Source organism: Pseudomonas taiwanensis (assembly GCF_013393345.1).
In the GTDB taxonomy this organism is placed as follows: Bacteria; Pseudomonadota; Gammaproteobacteria; order Pseudomonadales; family Pseudomonadaceae; genus Metapseudomonas; species Metapseudomonas resinovorans_C.
Map to the genome: position 1 here is coordinate 96,035 of NZ_QJRF01000029.1, position 14,012 is coordinate 110,046.

Below are 14,012 nucleotides of genomic sequence, written 5' to 3' on the forward strand. Positions count from 1 at the left end.
CTGCCTTGATGTGTCGAAGAAGTGTCGAAGAAGTGTCGAACTCAGCCGTGGCGCTCATCGAGGTCCGCGAAATTGCTGATCCTCACGGCACCTTCAGGAAAGCGCGCTATCACCTCCAGCTGCCCGCCCATGGCTTCGATGTGGCTGCGCAGGGTGGAGATGTACATGTCGGTGCGTTTCTCCATCTTGGCGATGGCAGGCTGCTGCACATGCAACACCTCGGACAGCATCTTCTGCGACAAGCCACGCGCCTGGCGAAGCTCGTTCAAGGGCATCTCAGCCAGCATTTCCTGAGCCCTGGCTTCAACCCGCGCCCTGGCTTCAGGCGACATCTTCTCGCGCAGTGCATCAAATTTCTTAGCCATCGATCAGGCCCTCCTTTCGAATCTGTTCCAGGTGCTCGTCATACAGGCGATCAGCCACAGGAACATTCACGTCATACCAGCGATCGTCCCCGGTCTTGTCTCCACCGATCAGCAGAATCGCCGAGCGTCTCGGGTCGAACGCGTAAAGCGTCCGCAGCGGGCGCCCATCGTGCTGTGTTCGCAACTCTCGCATGTGGCTGTGTCGTGAACCGTTGATGCCGCTGCATGGGGCAGGATCAGGACGTGCTTTCTTCTGCTCGGCGCTGTCTGGCTAGCTGGTCGATCACGTAGCGACCCCACTGGTCCGCCATCGCGTCGGCGACGCCCTGGTAAGTGCGGCAGAGGTTCTTCCAGCGTTCGGGGCCGGGCACCCGGTAGCGCGAGAGCGGATCGCGTTCGTAAACGATGTGGGAGGGTTCCAGCTTCGGCAGGTTCTCCAGCCAGAAGTGAATTCGACTGCGCTCGCCGTGGCCGAACATCCAGGGCTGGACCGTCTGGTCCGGCTTGCGGATCTGCGTGGAGATCACAGAGGTGGGGCTCTTCAAAGCCTTGAAGCGAATCGGGGCAGCCAGCAGGCTGCGGACGAAATCGAGCGCCCTGCCCTGCCTGCCGTCTGCGATCTTGGCGGCGAAGTGGCGGGCACCGGATACGGCGAGGTCAATGTACGGCGGTTGGGCGATCAGCAGGTCCCAGCCCATATCCAGCAGTTCGCATACATCCCCCTGCACGTGTTCGCCTTCGGTTTCTGAGGGCAGCAGATCGCAGCTCACCGCATGGAAGCCGACGCGGGTCAGGGCGTCGCGTACGCGGCCGGAGAATTCGCAGGCCACCAGGGCCCTGGGTTGGCGCTCAGGCACGGCTCAGAGCTCCCTGTCGAACAACTCGCAAATGGGCACGGAGGGCATGGGCTCGCCGCTGCCAGACACAACGCGCTAATACTTCGGGGCGCGGCGCACGGGCTTGTGTTTCCCGCAGAACAAGGCCGATGGGCAGACGCAACGCCCAGTGGCCCTGGATATCCGTACGGGGCGGCGACGCGCGCAGCACCAGGACCGGGAGAGAGCGTGCTTCGCCCGTTCGCGACGGCACCAGCAGACAGAGCAGGCGCAATGTTCGGCGAGGGCGAAGCGGCGGTAGCAGTCGAACGCGTTGATGGTTCATGCCCTTCGCTCCTTCTCCAGCAACTGCTGAGTCAGAAGCGCCACATTGACCATCACGTACTTCCCGACCTTGTGCGAGGGGATGTAGCCGTTTCGAATCCAGCCCCACACCACGTCGTGGTCATTGCCCATGCGAATCCAGTCCGCGAATTCGCGCCAGGGCATTACTGGCGGTGGGCTGAGCAGGTCCTTAAGCGAGAGGGTCGTTCCTTCCACATCCATGGCCTTTGCTGCACTATGTTGGTCTAAATTGGTCATTATCTAAAGACTATGTCTTTTGACTATGTTCAAAACCATAGCATAGACCCAGTTTTTGGACATAGTCTAAAATCATTGGATTATTGAATCGAGATGTCTATCACTGATAGGGCATTGCTATTGATCGGCATGGCGAGCCTTACCGACCTTTCCAAGGCCGGAGAAACCAATTACCCACGCTGGGTGAGCATCAAGCGCGGAAAAGCCCGAGTAGGTGCAGAGGAAATTGAGATCCTGGGCAAGTTATTCCCTGCATACCGCTGGTGGTTGAGTACCGGAGAAGTCATGCCTGAGGTTGGACAAACGAGCCCCGAGTACGACGAGGCCAACCAAGCGGGATAGGAGCCACCCAGGTGTGGCTAAGAGCTGACTTTCCTAAGCACCGGAGTCAGGAAGGACGACTGCATGGCCTTCTACATTGAGATAAACAAGGTGGCTGAAACCGAGGAGTACGTTGAGTACTCCTTCGGCCAACTGGTGGATGTCGGAATGCTCAGATTGGATAAGGTGCGTGGCACAGTGACAATTCTTTCCGAATGCCCGCTAGATCAACACGGGCATTGGTCTCTTAGGGCCACCGTGAAGCTAACCAGGCATTGGAAGGAAGGAATACTCCCTGAAAAAACAGAATGGGCGTCGTGATAGGTAGTTAGACGCTGATTTGCCCGGGCACGGGGAGTCAGTAAGGGATTGCAAGGAGGGCAGAATGAAAGCGGACTGGGACGATGCACCGAATAAAAAAGGGGACGAATGAAAAAGGGGAATGAAAAAGGAATGAGAAAGGGGACAGATTTATTTTCGCTACTCTAACCCTGCCCCCCGAGCAAAAATCCATCGTGCGCGCGGCTAAATCTAGAGTAGGAAAATAATTCTGTCCCCATTTCGCACTTTACAGGGGGCGGGCTGAGCAGGTCTTTAAGCGACAGGTTGATTCCTTCCACATCCATGGCCTTTGCTGCACTATGTTGGTCATTACTGGTCATCAGCTAAAGTCAATTTGACTCTAGCTGATTTGAAGCATATTTGACTTGAGTCATATTGACTAGAGTCCATTTAGATGCATTTGGAATGATCAAAGAGCGCGTTATAACCATCCTGTCGTGGTCGGACATCAGGCTGCCGAAGCTTGAGGAGCTGACCGGCATTAGCCGTTACACCTGGAGCAATCTTAAGAATCCCTCCAAGAGCAGGGAGATTAAGGAAGAGGAAATCTTGGCGATTGCAAAGGTCTTCCCACAGTTCCGCTGGTGGCTCCTTACAGGCGAAGTAATGCCCGAGGTAGGCCAGGTAAGCCCCGATTACGAAGACGCGAACCGAAACTTGACCGAACAAAACGCGGGATAGCGATCACAACGGAAGTGACTAGGCGCTGGTTTGCCCGAGCACAGGAAGTCAAGAAGGATTTGCAGGGACACTAGGGAGAGGGGGTGTAAATTGTATGACTATGAAAGTATTCAGAAGTGGCTTCTAGGAACCATTTGGGGAGTTCTACTGCTAGGCGTGATTGGCAGCATCATAGGCGCTATTTTGATATTTCTCCTAAAACGCCTATGGCAAAGGTTGTCCGAAAGCAAAGAAAAAATAATTATCCGAATATTGTTCCCACTAGCATTACACTATGAGAGAGGAGAGAAAATTAGAAGCGCACTAATGGGCAAGGAAGGTGAGAAATACATCTCTTACCTAATTGTAAGTGCGGCATTCTTAATATTCTCCTCAGTATTCTTTGTAGCTATGGCAGGGGCAGCAATTTCCACTTACGTAGTGCATGAACTTTCAAAACCACAGCTTTTGGCTGGCTTTGTCGGCGGTTCGCTATACCTATTGAGCGAAGTTACCAAAAGAGTCTTCTATATTTGGGGGCTAGTTTCTTGGGATATTCATGGCTTAGCGGAAAAAATAAAGAAAGATCAACCAAAGAAATTTTCAGCGTGGTGGGAGCTAAGGAACAGCAGGCCTGAAAAAACCCAAGAAAATAATAGCGCTACAAGCCAATCGGACTAGTGGGCCACTTTTTGTGATCCTCTATATCCACTAGCAATCACTCGCCGCCATGCAAGATTAGTTATCAGGATCAGAGATGGACCAACTTAGTTGCGACAACCCACAAGATGCAATTAGGTCGCTATCTATAATTTACGGCGTCCCCCAAGATAAAATAGAAAATGTATACCTAGGCGACTGGCCGGATTATTTAGATAATGACCAGTACGCAGAATCAATAGACTATCAATATATCCCTTGGCTTATGGGAAGCCATGTTGGCGGCAAGCTTTCATACGATCTTGGCGAAATTGTTTACTACCATAGGACTCGATATGATGGGTCAAGTACTTGGTTCAATGGCGGACTCTTATGCTCGAACGACGGAGCAATTGACTTCCTAAATAAAACGCGCCACCTATATAACGGATATAACTTCGATAAAATTGTAGGGATATGTACAGCCAACATTCGCGACCGAACCGAATCTGAAGGTAGCGGCGTAACCAGAGGTGGCGGCCCATACGCTTTCGACACATTGGACGATGCAAAGTACGGCATTGGCGATAATTATGATGCGCCAGAAATGTTTTGCGGACCTAGGTGGAAAGGATGGTGTTCTGATGCGGAGGTAGCAACCGACCTAATAGAAATAATCAAGAAAAATCTCAAACCAGTTGTCGTAAAATTCACTGGAAACACAAGCGATCCCGAGAGATATACTACCGGACTATGGGATTACTTATATAGAATTACACACGGAATGGACTATGAGCCTTACACCCACACTTTTGCCGGGCGTGGAGTAAACGTATCCGCAAACCGTATTATTTCTCTAATAGATATTTAGCACCTCTCATTAAAAAGGAAAAATTAATTCCACTGACACTCTGAGTTATAAGGAATTAGCAAGGAGCACAAAATGAAATCGGACTGGGATGACGCCCCGCCTCGCCTGAAGGCATTCAAAGGACGTAATGAAATTGGGAAGTGGCTGATTACCGGCCTGATTGGCACCATCAGCACAGCGGGCCTGCTTCACCTTGCCGGCGCCCGAATTCCCTTCTTACAAGGTTCCACCTCAACGGCCCAGCTCGAGCAACCGCAAGAGGAACCGTCTTCCCTACCTCCATTTGAAGAACCGGCCCCGAATCAGCCAACCGCTGAAGAAATGTTCTGGTCCAGCGTCAAGCAGCAAGAAACCGAGCGCAACGCCCGGATCAAGCAAACCGACTACAACGACCAGAACTACACTCCGCGGGAGCCTGACAACGTGGTGAGCATGGAAGGCGTCAGACAGTCATCCGCCTATCAACAGCCCATCCAGCAGGCAACCACTCAGAGCAGGACCATCGAGAAGCACGGCGAATGGATTGATAAGTGGAGCGGCGGCGCCCGCTACTACGCCACCTGGACCATCGTGAATAACTACATCGACGGCGGCAGCGTGTGCGGAAACCACAAACGCGGATCAATTGATTATCGGGAATGCCGAAAAGGCGCGAAGCAGTTCTTCAAAGATGAATGCCGGGTTTGGGGAGAACGCTGGCAGAACGACCGGGAGCCGCAAAGCGATCGCATGAAGCAGAGGTATTGCTCAGCGGCGAGTAGCTTTAGTCCCATGGGCTAGCATGCGAGCGGAAGATTTTACTTTCTTAAAAACTCACAAGTCCGAATGCGCCTTAGTATTTCTCGCTCAGCAGCACCCACGGCATAGTTTTTATTTCCACCGGTAATTGAAGTGACTATTGAATTACCGCAATTCTCGCAAATAAAGTGCGTCAATCGAACATCAGACAGATAGTTCCTACACGAACTATCATCATACACCAAAGTAGCATCGCACCTCGGACAATAACACCAAAGGTCCGCAAGGCGATTACCCAACCACCTCCAGCGCCATCTAGCCCCAAACATGGAGTCTTCAACATACGACTCCCACTCTGGGACATCGGACTTCTCATCGTCACCTTTTACAGAAAAATAGATACTAACTACACCAACAAAACTCAGCAAGAAAGCCAGCAACCATACCCAACCAGGCATTGAATAGGACCCAACTAAGACGTCCCAACACCAAATTAATCCTGACCAAAGCAAAGAAAATGCAGTTGCCAAATACCCCCTAACAACAGGAATAGCCAAGAGGATCACCCCAGAAACTACCGAGGCAATTACTCCATTTCGAACTGATACAAATGAACTTTCGCTCACAAAATCCCCAGAGACCCCATTCACCGAACAACCAACAGACACATTGTTTAGTGGAAAACAATCTCAACCCAAAAGGCAGATCTCATAAAATTGAGATTTGACTCAAGACACTCGTTTGACGTCGTAAGCGCGAGGACCTTTCCCCTCAATCCTTACCTCAAACTCCACAGCATCACCAACAATAAACTCCTCCTGCCCGTCTGCAATATCGTCGTAGAAGAAAAAAACATCACGCCCCTTCTCTCTACGGATGAAACCATACCCTTTAAATGCGTGATAAACCGTGACGAAGCCACGATCAATATTTTTCCCAGCCAATGCTACTGCTCCCAATATTTAACCTTTGAACGAACATGAGGAAATTTTGCCGTCAACAAGCCTCGATAGCTTCGAGCTAACCCTCTATCCGTCCGAGACAAAATCCCAAGAGCGTTAATCAACTTATGGTAAGTCCTAATAAATCCAAGCGAATTACTTTCAGACTGCTTTCGACCAAGCAGCTTTTTAACCTCAATGTTTAGCTGAGTTTTCCTAGAAGGCCCATAAAGAGGAAGTATTTCAGACATCCTAGACCTTAGCGAGGCCGCCTGAGAATGGCCTAGCCTAGTCATCTGGGCAACTTGCGCAGAGCTTCTATTCCACAACTCATGATATGAGTCGGCAGTTGGATCCTTTAGAAACTCCAGCTCGCATATATGTACCAAATGCCTAATATAGTCACGATCTTTACGCCGAAGCTTTGGCACCCCATGGGCAACCCAAACTCCAGTAACTTTATACTCGCTCCGGCTATCAGAAGAATACTCAATCTTCTTTTTGCGCGGATGAATCCTGAGCTTGTGCCGCTTAAACATACCAGCGACTTTCTCGATGGCGCCTTCCAAATCAGCTTTCGAAATCACCCGATTGGAGGACAATGCCACGTCGTCCAAAAGACGCGTGTACTGAATCCCACGCGACTTTAAGTAACTCACAACAGAGTACTCGGTATTATGAAATACTAGATTAGCCACATAACTCGACGTGCAAGCTCCTTGTGGAACCTTACCGCGAAATGTAACCAAATCAGCTAAAACCTTTGACACCTCATCTGGAAATTTAAAGAAATTTTTAAAAACATCAAAAACACTCGGATATTTGATATTGTCGTAAAAATTCCTAATATCCAAACTCACAAGCACAGAGGAGCCTGTGTGTGCTCGTCCGTTATTGACATGATCGCGAGGAGAATCGACATCTCGAATACCACCTTGAAGGTATTCGGGGAAAAGCACATGCTCGAATATTCTCGAATTAATACGCTTCTGTATCTTCTTTAGATTGTGCTTTGGATCGTAAACAGTCCGATCCTTGCCTTTAGACGGAACAACGAATTCCGTATAGGAATTCTCAGTATCACGCGCCAAATCGAGCATGACCTTTGGAGCCACACCCAAACACTTAGCCAGAGTATCTATAGACGAAATTGACGAATGGGGATAATAAGGCTTGTCCTTCGCCATAAATGCTCCACGAGAGAATAAAGCTGAGAGTCAGTTAGCTATTACCTCCATCACCTCCGAAGAGGTATTGAAGCAATTTGCCAACCCACGGGGCCGCAACTATAACAGCTGCTTTCCACTTTGCACCTGAACTAACCCTTTCCGTATCGGGGCGGTCTCCCACTTCCGAACGAACGCTCTTAGAACAACCAGTCACGTTTATTACGATGTTGAAGAAAATCATTCTTCAGTCCTCCTGATATGCAGATAACGGGTGTTATCTGTCGCCAGACCAAGAGTTTGAGCACAAGGAACAATATTATTAATTCAGGTGGACTCTCTGCTTATACGCCAGACAAACGTCGCCATGGGCGGCGGGCCCCCGTTCGAATCCGGGGCCGATCGCGCTAGAGGGACGCGGGATGCCGGTCATGATCCCGAAGGATCGCCTAAAAAGTAGCCTTTCTAGGCATCGCTTTCCTTGTAACGTGACTTTTAAAGAGCAGGACAGGTGAGATACACCTGCGCAGCCGAAGCTGCAGCTCGACATTACAAAGCCATCAATACGAAGTCAATACGACATTACAAGGTGTCGAAAAAGTGTCGAAGACACTGGCCGACACAGCCCAGCAAAGGTCAGAAGCGCCACCACCGAGACAGCGGTACGACTAGCGTTGACCATCACTTGCCATCAGTGGACAAGCCCTGAAACGGGTTCAAATCCCCCGCCCCACCAAACCCAAAGCCCCTGAAGATCGAGAGATTTTCAGGGGCTTTTTCGTTTCGGTCTGGATGCGTCGAACTCAGCCGTGACACTCATCGGAGCCCGCGAAATTGCTTATCTTCAGGCACCGTCAGGAAGGCGGGCGAATGGCACAGGCATGCCCCACAACTGCAAAAGGTGTGGCGCCGGTTGTTCACGCCAAGCGGATGCGCAGAAACAGGTTCAGGCCGGCCGGCTCCTGTTCGATGCTGACCGATTCGCTAGCCAGCGTGGCTCGCGCCGCCAGGGTCCGCAGCTGCGCTTCGCTGCGGTGATAGAGGAACCAGCCGCCGAACTCCATGTAATCACGTGAGTGGTTGGGCTCGGTGAAGTTGCCGATGACCAGTTCGCCCCCCGGACGCAGTGTCCTGGCCAGGACCTTGAGCAGGAGTACAAATTGCCGGTCATCCAGGTAGTCGAACAGGCCGGCCGACCAAATCAGGTCGTAGCGCACACGACCGGGTCTGAAGCGGAAGGCGTCCTGTTCATGGATGGTGACGTCGGCTCCGCCGAGCAGCGCCCTGGCGTAGGCGATGGCCTTTTCCTCCTGCTCGATGCATTCGAAGTGAATGCGGCTCGCTGGACGCTCCTGCAGGTATTCGTGAATGTCGCGACACGGGCCACTGCCGACGTTCAGCACGCGGTGCGGTGTACCGTCGGCGTCCAGATCCGCCATCAGTGACTTGAAGTAATCCTTGCGATTGCGGACCGCGCGGGGAGCCTGATGCCAGTGGAAGAAATGGTCCCAGTTGCGCAGGTGCGCGATGGGTGACAACCAATGGGTATAGATCCGGTCGATGATCTCGAAGTCGCCGAAGTGTCCGTGCGGCCTATGCACCACGAAGCCCTGCAAGGTCTGCGGCGAGAAGGCGTCGCCGAACACTGGCCACATTGCCTTGACCTGCGGAAGGGTGATTTCGCCGTCGCCGACCCTGGCCGCTATGCAGTGGAACCAGTTGTTGAGCTCCTCGTACTGGTGCGGCTCCGGACCACCGCTGGCAACCAACTGACGGATGTACTGCAGGAGTTCGTGCATGGCGATCCCTCGCAACGGGTCCCAAGTGGCGTGGTGAGCATAGCTCAGGCCGTATCGCCATTCGCTGTGGGGATGCGCGCTGCCGGAGGTGCTGATAGCCGGTTCCTCCGATCAGAAAAGCCCCTGAAGATCGAGCATGGCGTGGCCTGCTCCACCTATTCGGCGGGCCAACCTTTGTGGGAGGCTTGCCGTGGCGCTCCTGCTTGCTACTCAGGCAGCGAGGCCCAGACCCAACGTCTAAAGGACTAGCGAATGAATACTCGTATCGAGATGACGGTAAACCCAGGAGAAGAAGAGCTCGCGACGATCATTGGGCCCTTGCGGGCGCATAACCGTTCTCGAGCGGGTGATCCGGGAAGGGAAACAATCGCGCTGCTGGTTCGCGATGAGCACTCCAATGAAATGCTTGGAGGCCTGTACGGGGAAATTTTTTATCGTTGGTTGTTCATCGAGTTGCTGGCCATTCCGGAGCACACGCGGGGGCAAGGTACAGGCTCTCGACTGATGAACATGGCTGAAGACGTTGCGCGTGAGAAAGGCTGCGTCGGCATCTGGCTGGACACCTTTGACTTCCAGGCACCCGCGTTCTATCAGAAACACGGATTCACCAAGTTCGGTCACCTCGACGATTTTCCCCCTGGTCACAAGCGCTTCTATTTCCAGAAACGTTTGGACTGACGGGGGGCCGACGCTATGCCATGAAGCTCGGTTGCGAACCCGAAATCCAGGAGAAAGCATGGCGCGAGAAGTGAAGGCAGGCATTTATCTGTGCACTGTAGCTTTCTCCGCTTATGCACCAATTGCAGAAGTGCTCGCAGTTATTCGAAAACAGGCTGTATTGACGCTCGCCAACTCTTGAACGCGCACGGCTGACTATCTCGTTGTTGGAATACCTGCACTGTTCCTGAGCTATCCAGATATCGTTGCCATTGGCGAAGTATTCGAGATCAGTCACCTCGACGGGGCCCGCCTTGAATGAAGTGCAAAATCCGGAATAGTGAGCAACTTCGCCATTTCCCAGATATATGCCGTGATGTGCATACAGTTTGCGTGGGCTGATCAAGTGCGAGCCTATGGGCAGGCTACTGGTTCCTTGATTGATATCTTCCAGCCTGACCAGGGAACTCGAGGCTCCTCGTGCCGAGAGAGCAGCACTGCGCGGCTTGGCGAGTGGCTGTTGATGGACGACGGCGGTGGTCATCAGGGCCAGACAGACAAGAACTGCTGAGCGAAGCGACGAGGCGCTGTCCGCAAATTCGTTTATCAAATGGCTCACGATGAAACCCTCCGAAACCCTTGATGTTTAATGTATCGCTGGGCTCGTGGAGCTTCATTTGTGCGTAAGACTAGATTAATCAACCAATCAATATATCTTCCCGATACCTAAGTATTAATCCAGACACCAAAGTAGAAGGCAGGCGGGGATCGCACTCGCAAATCCAAAGAGCGTTCCTAGAGTAAGCAGAAACTCAATAGCTTCCCGTCCACCGTCGGGGAACCGGGCGATCACCTCCAGTTGCCCATCCATGGCCTCGATGTGGCTGCGCAGGGTGGAGATGTACATGTCGGTGCGCTTCTCCATCTTGGCGATGGCCGGCTGCTGGACTGCTGTGCCTCGGACAACATTTGCGCTCCAGGGGCTCCAATCACCCCCCTCGCCCTGGCCCCCCTCCCCCAACGGCAAACTTATACATACAAATGGGAATGCCAATTGTCTCCGGCCGATCTACCGTTACCCATTGGTAGTCCCAGACAAGTGGCAAGGCGAGTTATGGCTTGGCAACAATGCCCCGTATGTCATGGCAGCCGCACCATTCAGAAGGACGGCCGCACCGTCGAGTGCCGCTACTGCCGAGGTCTGGGGCGGGTGTATGACGCCCCACCGAAGCCGTTTTCCGGTGGGCTGTTGTTCATGACGCTCCTGCAGGTAACGGCATCCCTCGGGGCTGGCTACCTTGCGACGACCTACACCAAGCACTGGGAGCAGACGCACAGCCTGATCCTCGGTGCCATGGTGGCGATCGCGGTTTACTGGGTGCTGACGCTGAAGATGTTCCGCGATCTGCTCCTGCTCGGTCTGGCGCTGGCGATCCTGTATCAGCTGTACCAGGTGTGGCTACAGCACAACTGACCCGCCTCCGACCGGGCACTTCCTGGCCGCGATCGCCCGTTTTTCTCACCACCGCAACAGTTGCCCCCCTCCTCTCCCACCGAGTAGTCCGAAACTCCTAGGCCGCCTGGGAGTATCGGTCGATGCGCCCGCACCCGGCGCTTCCTCATAGTGATGGTCAGTAGTGAACAAGGGTCAACGGTCAGGCCTTGATGACCAGAACTGCCGCGGAGAAAAACCATGACCATTACGACGACGGGCAGCCTTACAGTTCTTGATGAAACGGCGGGTTTGCAGAACTTCACCGCTACGCCAAGCGAACCTGAAGACTCGAATGACACCGAAATTCTGTTGGCGGCCCTACCCTCGCTCTTCTCCAACCGTTTGACCGCGCTCCAGGCCGGCATCGCAACGAATGCGGCCTTGAGTGGGTATACCGGTGCCGCGGGCAACACGGGCAGCAATGCGCTCACCATCAGCGCGGCGCCCGGCGCAAGCATTACCGATGTCAGCTTCGTCGACAGCTCTGGCGCAGCGCTCAATGGACTGGACAGCGGGCTGGATACGCTCGATGGCACCAGCATCTTTCTCTATACCGATTCCAGCAACAACAACATCCTGCTGGGACGAGCCGGTGGCGCGACGGGCGCGATCGTGTTCGCTGCCTATATCGAAGAAACCGGATCCCCGGTCTCGGGTGGCAAGATCTGGACAGTTGAGTACCAACCGCTCAAGCACCCGAACACCAACGATCCCGACGATGCCCTCAATCTGGCGGACAAGGTTTTCATTGGAACCAGTGAGGACCTCGTGTTCAGCCTGGCCAATGCCCCCTCCGGGCAAAACCTGTTCCTGATGTTCACGACGGCGACCCCCACCGTTGTCGGTGGCAGGATCACAGACCCCACCATCATCGCCACCGGCAAGAGCCCCGCCGACCAGTCATCGGGCGCCAACATAACGACTGGCGACACGATCAATACCAGCCAGGCGGGTGGCCCGACCACCTTCGGCACCAACAATCAGATGATCACGGAACAGGAGGGCATCCGCTTTTCGTTCGTCACCGGCGCCAGGCAGAACGTGACCATTCCCAACCTGGATCAGAACGAAGCCGATCTCGAATCCAACATCGACTTTACCGCCGTCTTCAACGCGCGGTCGGCCAGCTTCGACGTCGTGCAATTGCAAAGCGGCAAGACTGCCCAGGTAAAAATCAGCGCATTCACCACGGCAGCCGAACCTGGTGTGAATTTCATCAACGGTTATACGGGCGATACGTCGGTTGCAATCACCAATGTCCGGGTCATCAACATCAGCACCGGGCAGGTGATCGAGAACTCGAACGGTTCGGTGAATGATCCGGCCATTGCCATCACCTTTACGGCGGGTGTTGCAACGATCACCGGCGTCAAGGCCGGCTACAGGATCGAATACACCACAACGGCGGATCACAACCGCGTGCTCGTCGAGAACGGCGCGGCCCTCAACGCCAAGGGCACTAACCATGCCGATTTCGATATCGGCGGCTTCAAGCTGACCCACGTCTCTACTGCAACTGCAGAAATCGGCTCCAAGCTGGTCTTCGAGGACGACGGGCCGTCAGCGAACGGCACTGCCGTGGCCGGCACCGTCGACGAGGACGGCCTGGCCGGCGGCATCGCCGGAGGCACTGGTGACGTGGCCGGCGCGGCGACCGTGGCCAGCGGTAGCGTCACTGGCATCTTCCAGTCCGGTGCCGATGCGCCCTTGAGCTATTCCCTGTCTGGCGACACCAGCGGCTTGCCGGCGCTGACTTCGGGCGGCGTGGCGGTGACCTACAGCGTCGTCGGCAACACGCTCACCGCTTCGGCCGGCGCGGTCGACGTGTTCACCTTCAGCCTGACAGCAGCGGGCGCCTACAGCTTCACGCTGCTGAAGCCGCTGGATCACGCGCCCGGCAACGATGAAAACGACATCACCCTCAATCTCGGTTCGCTGCTGCGGGCCACCGATGCCGACGGCGACAAGGTGACCGCTGCTGCCGAGAAACTGGTCATCACCGTTGACGACGACACCCCGACCGCGACCGGAACTGCCGTGGCCGGCACCGTCGACGAGGACGGCCTGACCGGCGGCATCGCCGGTGGCATCGGCGACGTGGCCGGCGCAGCAACCACCGCCAGCGGCAGCGTCACCGGCATCTTCCAGTCCGGTGCCGATGCACCACTGAGCTACGCCTTGTCCGGCGACACTAGCGGCCTGCCGCAGACGCTGTCCTCGGGCGGGGTGGCGGTGACCTACAGCGTCGTCGGCAACACGCTCACCGCCTCGGCCGGCGCAGTCGCCGTGTTCACCTTCAGCCTGACCACAGCAGGCGCCTACAGCTTCACGCTGCTCAAGCCGCTCGATCATGCGGCGGGCAATGACGAGAACGACATCACCCTCAATCTCGGTTCGCTGCTGCGGGCCACCGACGCTGACGGCGACACGGTGACGGCCGCACCCGAGAAGCTGGTCATTACCGTTGACGACGACACGCCGACCGCGACCGGTGCCGCTGCAAGCGGCACCGTGGACGAGGACGGCCTGGCCGGAGGCATCGCCGGTGGTATCGGTGACGTGGCTGGCGCGGCGACCGTGGCCAGTGGCAGCGTCACCGG

17 protein-coding genes and 2 pseudogenes are annotated in these 14,012 nt (G+C 54.6%); 9 read left to right on the forward strand and 10 right to left on the reverse strand.

Annotated features, from left to right (window positions below; translation table 11 throughout):
* Positions 1-41 precede the first annotated feature (41 nt).
* From DM872_RS01225 to DM872_RS01245, 5 genes and pseudogenes are all read right to left on the reverse strand, one after another.
* Positions 42-365, reverse strand: a complete 324-nt coding sequence (locus DM872_RS01225) for an XRE family transcriptional regulator (RefSeq protein ID WP_179057742.1) — start codon at positions 363-365, stop codon at positions 42-44.
* A pseudogene (locus DM872_RS01230) lies at positions 358-588 on the reverse strand (type II toxin-antitoxin system RelE/ParE family toxin); the annotation flags it as partial. The pseudogene DM872_RS01230 and the gene DM872_RS01225, both read right to left, overlap by 8 nt.
* Before the next feature lie 13 nt (positions 589-601).
* Positions 602-1,222: a DNA cytosine methyltransferase gene (locus tag DM872_RS01235; protein WP_179057743.1), complete on the reverse strand. Its 621-nt coding sequence runs from the start codon at positions 1,220-1,222 to the stop codon at positions 602-604.
* 75 nt (positions 1,223-1,297) lie between these two features.
* Positions 1,298-1,519, reverse strand: a complete 222-nt coding sequence (gene pflM / locus DM872_RS30795; RefSeq protein ID WP_179057760.1) for a lysogeny maintenance protein PflM — start codon at positions 1,517-1,519, stop codon at positions 1,298-1,300.
* A 3-nt stretch (positions 1,520-1,522) separates the two neighbouring features.
* Positions 1,523-1,747 carry a DNA-binding protein gene (locus DM872_RS01245; protein WP_179057744.1) on the reverse strand — a complete coding sequence of 75 codons (225 nt, stop codon included), beginning with the start codon at positions 1,745-1,747 and terminating at the stop codon, positions 1,523-1,525.
* Between the two features lie 129 nt (positions 1,748-1,876).
* Here DM872_RS01245 and DM872_RS01250 point away from each other — a divergent pair, with 129 nt between their 5' ends.
* From DM872_RS01250 to DM872_RS01275, 6 genes are all read left to right on the forward strand, one after another.
* Positions 1,877-2,125 (forward strand): DNA-binding protein, encoded by a 249-nt coding sequence (locus DM872_RS01250; protein WP_179057745.1) that lies wholly within the window; start codon positions 1,877-1,879, stop codon positions 2,123-2,125.
* A 63-nt stretch (positions 2,126-2,188) separates the two neighbouring features.
* Complete coding sequence (locus tag DM872_RS01255; protein WP_179057746.1) at positions 2,189-2,425, forward strand: hypothetical protein; 237 nt, start codon at positions 2,189-2,191, stop codon at positions 2,423-2,425.
* 426 nt (positions 2,426-2,851) lie between these two features.
* Positions 2,852-3,127, forward strand: coding sequence for an XRE family transcriptional regulator (locus DM872_RS01260; RefSeq protein WP_179057747.1), 276 nt, complete (start codon positions 2,852-2,854; stop codon positions 3,125-3,127).
* Positions 3,128-3,217: 90 nt separating this feature from the next.
* Positions 3,218-3,787 (forward strand): hypothetical protein, encoded by a 570-nt coding sequence (locus tag DM872_RS01265; RefSeq protein ID WP_179057748.1) that lies wholly within the window; start codon positions 3,218-3,220, stop codon positions 3,785-3,787.
* Positions 3,788-3,863: 76 nt separating this feature from the next.
* Positions 3,864-4,616 carry a hypothetical protein gene (locus DM872_RS01270; RefSeq protein ID WP_179057749.1) on the forward strand — a complete coding sequence of 251 codons (753 nt, stop codon included), beginning with the start codon at positions 3,864-3,866 and terminating at the stop codon, positions 4,614-4,616.
* Positions 4,617-4,688: 72 nt separating this feature from the next.
* Positions 4,689-5,396: a hypothetical protein gene (locus DM872_RS01275; protein ID WP_179057750.1), complete on the forward strand. Its 708-nt coding sequence runs from the start codon at positions 4,689-4,691 to the stop codon at positions 5,394-5,396.
* 686 nt (positions 5,397-6,082) lie between these two features.
* Here DM872_RS01275 and DM872_RS01280 read toward each other — a convergent pair.
* The 3 genes from DM872_RS01280 to DM872_RS01290 form a co-directional block, all read right to left on the reverse strand.
* Entirely contained in the window at positions 6,083-6,298 is a 216-nt protein-coding gene (locus tag DM872_RS01280) for a retron Se72 family effector protein (protein ID WP_179057751.1), read from the reverse strand.
* A gap of 2 nt (positions 6,299-6,300) precedes the next feature.
* Entirely contained in the window at positions 6,301-7,482 is a 1,182-nt protein-coding gene (locus DM872_RS01285; RefSeq protein ID WP_179057752.1) for a reverse transcriptase family protein, read from the reverse strand.
* Positions 7,483-8,378: 896 nt separating this feature from the next.
* A complete protein-coding gene (locus DM872_RS01290) occupies positions 8,379-9,260 on the reverse strand; it encodes a methyltransferase domain-containing protein (RefSeq protein ID WP_179057753.1) in 882 nt (293 codons plus the stop codon).
* A gap of 252 nt (positions 9,261-9,512) precedes the next feature.
* Between DM872_RS01290 and DM872_RS01295 the strand changes: the two genes are divergently transcribed.
* Positions 9,513-9,938 (forward strand): GNAT family N-acetyltransferase, encoded by a 426-nt coding sequence (locus DM872_RS01295; RefSeq protein ID WP_179057754.1) that lies wholly within the window; start codon positions 9,513-9,515, stop codon positions 9,936-9,938.
* A gap of 13 nt (positions 9,939-9,951) precedes the next feature.
* Here the strand turns inward: DM872_RS01295 and DM872_RS01300 are convergent, their stop codons facing one another.
* Together DM872_RS01300 and DM872_RS30375 are read right to left on the reverse strand one after the other, a co-directional pair.
* Positions 9,952-10,536, reverse strand: coding sequence for a lecithin retinol acyltransferase family protein (locus tag DM872_RS01300; RefSeq protein ID WP_373273669.1), 585 nt, complete (start codon positions 10,534-10,536; stop codon positions 9,952-9,954).
* 114 nt (positions 10,537-10,650) lie between these two features.
* Positions 10,651-10,866, reverse strand: a pseudogene (locus DM872_RS30375) (hypothetical protein); the annotation flags it as partial.
* 165 nt (positions 10,867-11,031) lie between these two features.
* Here DM872_RS30375 and DM872_RS01310 point away from each other — a divergent pair.
* The gene (locus tag DM872_RS01310) at positions 11,032-11,391 is read left to right on the forward strand and encodes a hypothetical protein (protein ID WP_179057755.1); all 360 of its coding nucleotides are present in this window, start codon (positions 11,032-11,034) and stop codon (positions 11,389-11,391) included.
* Positions 11,392-11,610: 219 nt separating this feature from the next.
* Positions 11,611-14,012 (forward strand): T1SS-143 repeat domain-containing protein (locus DM872_RS01315; protein ID WP_444860443.1); only part of this gene is annotated, 2,402 nt, incomplete at its 3' end.